The sequence below is a fragment of the Mesorhizobium sp. M4B.F.Ca.ET.017.02.2.1 genome (genome assembly GCF_003998955.1).
Taxonomy (GTDB): domain Bacteria; phylum Pseudomonadota; class Alphaproteobacteria; order Rhizobiales; family Rhizobiaceae; genus Mesorhizobium; species Mesorhizobium abyssinicae.
Window position 1 is genome coordinate 1 of the sequence record NZ_RZOF01000354.1, and the last position, 6,480, is coordinate 6,480.

At 65.1% G+C, this 6,480-nt stretch carries 5 protein-coding genes; 1 reads left to right on the top strand and 4 read right to left on the bottom strand.

Features of this window, described 5'->3' with window-relative positions; all coding sequences use genetic code 11:
- Positions 1-13 precede the first annotated feature (13 nt).
- Entirely contained in the window at positions 14-1,858 is a 1,845-nt protein-coding gene (locus EN738_RS28835; RefSeq protein ID WP_127286619.1) for an aminopeptidase P family protein, read from the top strand.
- A gap of 246 nt (positions 1,859-2,104) precedes the next feature.
- Here EN738_RS28835 and EN738_RS28840 read toward each other — a convergent pair whose 3' ends face one another.
- The 4 genes from EN738_RS28840 to ligA all read right to left on the bottom strand — a co-directional run bounded on the left by EN738_RS28840 (position 2,105) and on the right by ligA (position 6,130).
- Positions 2,105-2,401, bottom strand: coding sequence for an AzlD family protein (locus tag EN738_RS28840; RefSeq protein WP_127286620.1), 297 nt, complete (start codon positions 2,399-2,401; stop codon positions 2,105-2,107).
- Positions 2,398-3,126, bottom strand: coding sequence for an AzlC family ABC transporter permease (locus tag EN738_RS28845; RefSeq protein ID WP_127286621.1), 729 nt, complete (start codon positions 3,124-3,126; stop codon positions 2,398-2,400). Before EN738_RS28845 ends, EN738_RS28840 begins: the two co-directional genes overlap by 4 nt.
- 113 nt (positions 3,127-3,239) lie before the next feature.
- Complete coding sequence (locus EN738_RS28850) at positions 3,240-3,926, bottom strand: TIGR02453 family protein (RefSeq protein WP_127286624.1); 687 nt, start codon at positions 3,924-3,926, stop codon at positions 3,240-3,242.
- Positions 3,926-6,130, bottom strand: coding sequence for an NAD-dependent DNA ligase LigA (gene ligA, locus EN738_RS28855; protein ID WP_127286622.1), 2,205 nt, complete (start codon positions 6,128-6,130; stop codon positions 3,926-3,928). Before ligA ends, EN738_RS28850 begins: the two co-directional genes overlap by 1 nt.
- Positions 6,131-6,480: the final 350 nt, after the last annotated feature.

Below are 6,480 nucleotides of genomic sequence, written 5' to 3' on the forward strand. Positions count from 1 at the left end.
GAGGAGGCCCATCATGTTCCAGACCTTCGACTCGGCGGGCGATCCGTCTGTCGGCAAGCCGCGCGTGGCGCTGCTGCGGCAATGGCTGGCTGAGAACGGCCTCGACGGGTTCATCGTGCCGCGCGCCGACGAGCACCAGGGCGAGTATGTCGCCGACCGGTCGGCGCGGCTGAAATGGCTGACCGGCTTCAGCGGCTCGGCCGGCGTCGCCATCGTCCTTAGCGACCGCGCCTTCGTCTCCGTCGACGGGCGCTACACGCTGCAGGTGCGCAGCGAAGTCGATCTCGACATCTTCGCCATCGAGAGCCTCATCGACAACCCGCCTGCCACCTGGATCAAGGACAATCTCGGCAAGGGTGCACGCTTGGGCTTCGACCCATGGCTGCACACGCTGAGCGAAGTCAAGGCCCTGAAGGCCTCGGCCGAGCAGTCCGGCGCGACCCTGGTGCCGCTCGACCAGAATCCCATCGACATCATCTGGAAAGACCAGCCCGAGCCACCCGTGGCGCCGGTCGAAATCCATCCGATCGGTTTCGCCGGCGAACTGGCCAAGGATAAGCTGGCGCGGCTGGCGGCAGCGATCGACAAGGACGGCGCGACTCATGCGGTGCTCACCGACCCGTCCTCGATAGCCTGGGTCTTCAACATCCGCGGCGGCGACGTGCCGCACACGCCGCTGGCGCTGGGTTTCGCGATCCTTGCCGCCGACGGCAAGCATCAGCTCTTCATGGATCAGCGCAAATTCCCGCGCATGGTCGCCGCCTATCTCACCCAGCTTGCCGACCTGCACGAGCCCGGCGAATTCCAAGCCGCCGTTGTCGCGCTGGCCAAGGGCGGCGCCAGGATCGCGCTCGACCCTGTTCTGGCGGCCGAAAGGCTGAGAATGCTGGTCGAGGACAATGGCGGTTCGGTGGTTTCAGCGCCCGATCCGGCCCGCATCCCCCGCGCCACCAAAAACCAGGCCGAGATCAACGGCAGCCGCGCCGCGCACCGCCGCGACGGCGCGGCGGTGGCCAAGCTGCTGTGCTGGCTCGACCGGCAACAGCCGGGCACGCTCGACGAGATCGCGGTCGTCACCAGACTCGAGGAGGTGCGCCGGCAGACCGGCGAGGAAACCCAGATGCCGCTGCGCGACGTCTCCTTCGACACCATTTCCGGCGCCGGGCCGAACGGCGCCATCATGCACTACCGTGTCTCCCGCGCCACCAGTCGCAAGCTCGCCGACGGCGAGCTCTTCCTGCTCGATTCCGGCGGCCAGTATCAGGATGGCACCACCGACATCACCCGCACCGTGCCGATCGGCCAACCCACCGAGGAGATGCGCGAGCGCTTCACCCTGGTGCTGAAGGGCATGATAGGCATTTCCATGCTGCGCTTTCCCGCCGGCACGCGCGGCTCGGAGATCGACGCCGTGGCGCGCCTGGCGCTGTGGAAGCACGGCTGCGACTTCGCCCACGGCACCGGCCATGGCGTCGGCTCCTACCTTGCCGTCCATGAAGGCCCGCAACGCATCGCCCGCACCGGCACCGAGAAGCTGCTCGCCGGCATGATGCTCTCCAACGAGCCTGGCTACTACAAGGAAGGCGCCTACGGCATCCGCATCGAGAACCTCGTGCTGGTCACGGCCGCCGAGCAAATAGAAGGCGGCGACATCGCCATGCACGGTTTCGAGACGCTGACGCTGGCGCCGATCGACAAGCGTCTTGTTCGCACCGATCTGCTGACGCGCGACGAGTTGCATTGGCTCGACACCTATCACGCCCGCGTGCTGGCCGAGATCGGCCCGATGCTGGATGGCGAGACGCTGGGCTGGCTGGAGAAGGCCACCGCGCCGCTGCCGCACGACGCCAAGATCTGAATCCAACAACTTGGAAGGTCAGCGCTGCCCCTCATCCGCCTGCCGGCACCTTCTCCCCGTATAGGGACGGGGAGAAGGGGCTGACCGTGACGTCGGCGCTATCTTGCAACGACAGCGATTGGCGAAACCGTCGATGAGGGCGTCTTTCTCCCCGTCACTATACGGGGAGAAATACCCGGCAGGGCAATCAGGGCGGCACCGACGCGCACAACGAAATTGAACCGGTAGTCAGCTCGGACCAGAAACTTACCCTGCGAACTGCCTGGCCAGTATCAGCACGGCGGCACCGGCCAAAAACATCGACATCAACCCGCCGCGCAGCGACACGGCCGCGGCGACGATCAGCGCCGCCCATTCCGGGGGACCGGCGCCAAGCGCCGCCGGCGCCACCAACGTGGTCAGCACCGCCGCCGGCACGGCGTTCAAGCCAGCCTCGACGCGCGGATGGACGTTGTCGAAGCGCGAGATGACCAGGTGCCCGCCGACGCGGGTGAGATAGGTGGCGACAGCACCAGCGATGATGATCCAGAAGGTGGTGCTCATGGCCGTTCCCCCACGCCGCTGTGATGCGGCGGCAATATGACGGCGAGCAGCACGCCGGCGACGGCGCCGATGGAAACGTGCCAGGGCGAGCCTACCGTCTTGTAGGCGATGGTGGAGGCAACGGCGCTCGCCACGACCACAGGCAGCCACAGCGGCCGCTTGCGGAAGCCCATGACGAGGCCGAGGAAATAGATCGGCAGCAGGAAGTCGATGCCCAGCGCATGCGTGTCGGGAATGAGCTTGCCGAACACCGCGCCAAGCGCGCTTTCGACCACCCAGAACACATAGACCGGCAGGCCGAGCCCGAGATACCAGGCAAAGCCGACGGTCTCGCCGGATTGCGCCCTCGCCTCCGACACGGCGTATTGGGGATCGGTCATGATGAAGAAGCCGAGCGCCTGCTGCACCACCGGCCAGTGCGCGATGCGCCGGCCAAGGCCGGCGGAATAAAGCACGTGGCGGAAATTCACGGCGAAGATCGACAGCACGATCAGCCACGGCGCGACATGCTGGCCGAACAGTTCGATGCCGACCATCTGGCTGGCGCCGCCGAAGATCAGGGCGCTCATCAGGAAGGCTTCAAGGACCGAGAAACCATTGTCGACGGCGATTGCCCCGAACAGCAGCGCGAATGGCGCCGAAGCGACCACGACCGGCATCGAGAGCCGAACGCCGTCCCAGAAATCGCTCTTCGCACTGCTTTCGGAAATCGCTTCCGCCGACATGGATCGCTCCCTTTGACGGCCTGATGTAGGGAGCGTCGCCTTCCTTGTCACACCAATTCGCTTGAGCCGAACGATCAGCGGAAATGATCGCCGGTGCGCAAGCATGGCTCGCGCTATTGCGCCTTGCCCTGGATGGCCCTGCCCCAGTCGAGCAGTGGCTTGGCCCGCAAGGTGAAATCGACGAGCTCGTCGACCAGGGCCGGCGAGTGGATGCCGGCCGGGTCAATTGCCTGCTGGACGTAAAAGTGCCGGTTGCGGATGGCTTCGGCCAAGTCGCTGTCAGTGACATGCTCGAAGCCGCGCGGCGTGCGCTTCATGCGATCCTCGGTCTCGAATTCGAGACGGTTCTTCTTCAAGGCCGCCACCAGCGCGCGATACTTCTCCGGCTTCGTCGCGACGGCGTTGCGCATGGCGAGCAGCAGTTCGGGACTGGGCTGCCACCAGGCGACGCCCGAGAAGCACCGCTCGAGCCCGATATGCACGTAGAACACGCCCTGCTCCATCTTGGTGCCGTCGGGCGACAGAATGGCCGACAGATGCCGGTTGTAGGGCCGCTTGTCCTTGGAGAAACGCACGTCGCGATTGATGCGGAACAGCGATTTCTTGCGGTCGCCGCGCAGGCCAAGTCCGGCCGCGGCAAAACGCTCGGTCAGCGTCTCGACGAGATCGCAGAACGGCTCGTGCAGCTCGCTCTCGTAGAGGTCGCGGTTCTCCTGGAACCACTCCCGGTTCTGGTGGAAGTCGAGCGCCTTGAGGAACGGAATGGCCTTTTGGCCAAACCCCTTGAACGGGCCGGCCATCACGCCTTGCCAACCCGTTGCAACCATGTGTCCTCGTCGATGACTTCGACGCCGAGTTCACCGGCAAGCTTCAGCTTGGAGCCCGCGCCCGGACCGGCCACCAACAGATCGGTCTTCGCCGACACCGAGCCCGCCACCTTGGCGCCAAGCCGTTCGGCCATGGCCTTGGCTTCGGAGCGCGTCATCTTTTCCAATGAACCGGTAAAGACGATCGTCTTGCCGGCGACCTCGCTGTCGGCCGAGACCGTGACGATATACGGCTTTGGCTTGACTTGCTCGAGCAGCTTCTCAAGCACGTCGTCGTTGCGTTCATTGCCGAAGAAATCGCGCAGCGCGCCGATCACCGCATCGCCGATGCCGTTGATCGAGGGGAAAACGCTGTGCGGATCGTCGGCCTTTGCCGTCTCCTTGCCGATGCGGATCAGCTCCTCCATGGTCGAGAAGGTCCGGGCAAGGACGGCGGCAGTCGTTTCGCCGATATGGCGGATGCCGAGCGCGAAGATGAAGCGGTCGAGCTCCGGCTCGCGGCGCGCGTCGATGGCCGCGAACAGCTTGTCGAGGCCTTCATAGTTGCGATCCTCGGCGCTGCGCACATTCTTGCGCGTCTTGCCCGATGCGGCCTCGCGCAGCCTCGCCTGCTCCTCGCGCCGCCCGGCCAGCGCCCTGGTGACGTCGGGACGACGATCCTTGAGCGTGAAGATATCGGCGGCCGTCTTGATCAATCCGGCGTTGAAGAAGAGATCGATGTTTTCCGCGCCCAGCCCCTCGATATCCATGGCGCCGCGCGAGACGAAGTGGCGCAATCCCTCCACGGCCTGCGCGGCGCAGATCAGCTCGCCGGTGCAGCGGCGGCGGGAATCTTCCTTGCCGGTCTTCTCGTTGATCTCGCGCGTCGCCGGCGAACCGCAGATCGGGCAGGTATGCGGGAATTCATAAGGCACGGCATCCGACGGGCGCTTGTCGATGACCACGCTGACGATCTGCGGAATGACATCCCCTGCCCTCTGGATGACCACAGTGTCGCCGATACGGACGTCGATGCCGTCGCGGATCGGCAGGCCGTTGCTGTCGAGACCCTTGATATAGTCCTCGTTGTGCAGCGTGACGTTCTCGACCACGACGCCGCCGACTGTGACGGGCGCAAGCCGCGCCACCGGCGCCAGCGTGCCGGTGCGACCGACCTGGATGTCGATCTTCAGCACGGTCGTCATCGCCTGCTCGGCCGGAAATTTGTGCGCGACGGCCCAGCGCGGCTCGCCTGTGACGAACCCCCACCGGCGCTGCAATTCCAGCTGGTCGACCTTGTAGACGACCCCGTCGATGTCGTAGCCGAGCGACGAGCGCTGCTCCTCGATCCGATGATAGTGCGCGATCAGTTCCTCGATCGATTTCGCCCGCACCATCAGCGGGCTGACCTTGAACCCCCACTCGGCGAATTTCTGCACCGAATCATATTGGGTGGGAGCCGGATCCGCCGTCGTGTAGCCCCAGGCATAGGCGAAGAACTTCAGGTTGCGGCCGGCGGTGACTGATGGATCCTTCTGGCGCAGCGACCCGGCAGCGGTGTTGCGCGGATTGACGTAGTCCTGGCCGCCGGCAGCCGCTGAACGTTGCTTCAGCGCCTCGAACTCGGCATAGGTCATGTAGACCTCGCCGCGTATCTCGATCGAATCGGGCCAGCCCGAGCCCTTCAGGGTTTTCGGGATATCCGCGATCGTCTTGAGGTTGGCGGTGATGTCTTCGCCGACGGCGCCGTCGCCGCGCGTTGCGCCCTGCACGAACACGCCGCGCTCGTAGCGCAGCGAGGCCGACAGCCCGTCGATCTTCGGCTCGGCCGTGAAGGCGATGTCCAGATCCTTGTCGCGGTCGAAGAACCGCCGGCCGCGCTCGATGAAGTCGGCGACGTCCTGGTCGTTATAGGCCTTGGAGAGGCTGAGCATCGGCACGGCGTGGCGAACCTTGGCAAAGCCCTCCGCCGGCGGCGCGCCGACCCGCTGTGACGGCGAATCCTCGCGCACCAGGTCCGGGAAGCGATCCTCGATGGCGAGGTTGCGGCGCGTCAGCGCGTCGTACTCCGCGTCGGAGATTATCGGCGCGTCCTCGGTATGGTAGCGCCGGTCGTGCTCGGCGATCTCCGCCGCCAGCCGCTTCAGCTCGTCCGCGGCCTCGCTTTCGCTCAGCGAATCGACTGGTTTTTCCGACATGCTTGGCAAGTCCCTGAGTTATGGCGCGCCACTATAAATCAGGATTCGCCGACCGGGAGTCGGCTTGCGCAAAAATCATTCCCGAACAGCAAGATGCAGCCATATCCTGACTCAGATTCCAGGCACAGAGAATCAAGCACCCAGGATGTGTTGAGATTCAGGTCAGGCCGAGTCGAGAATGGTGGCTTCCGAGAACCGGAGCGGAGCGTACTTTTGGGTACGTGAGCACCGGAAGCGCAGGAAGCCGCCGTTCGCAGGCCGGCCTCACCTGAATATCGACGCAGCCTAGGCTGCGTCGATATTCAGGTGAGGCCGGCCTGCGAACGGCGGCTTCCTGCGCTTCCGGTGCT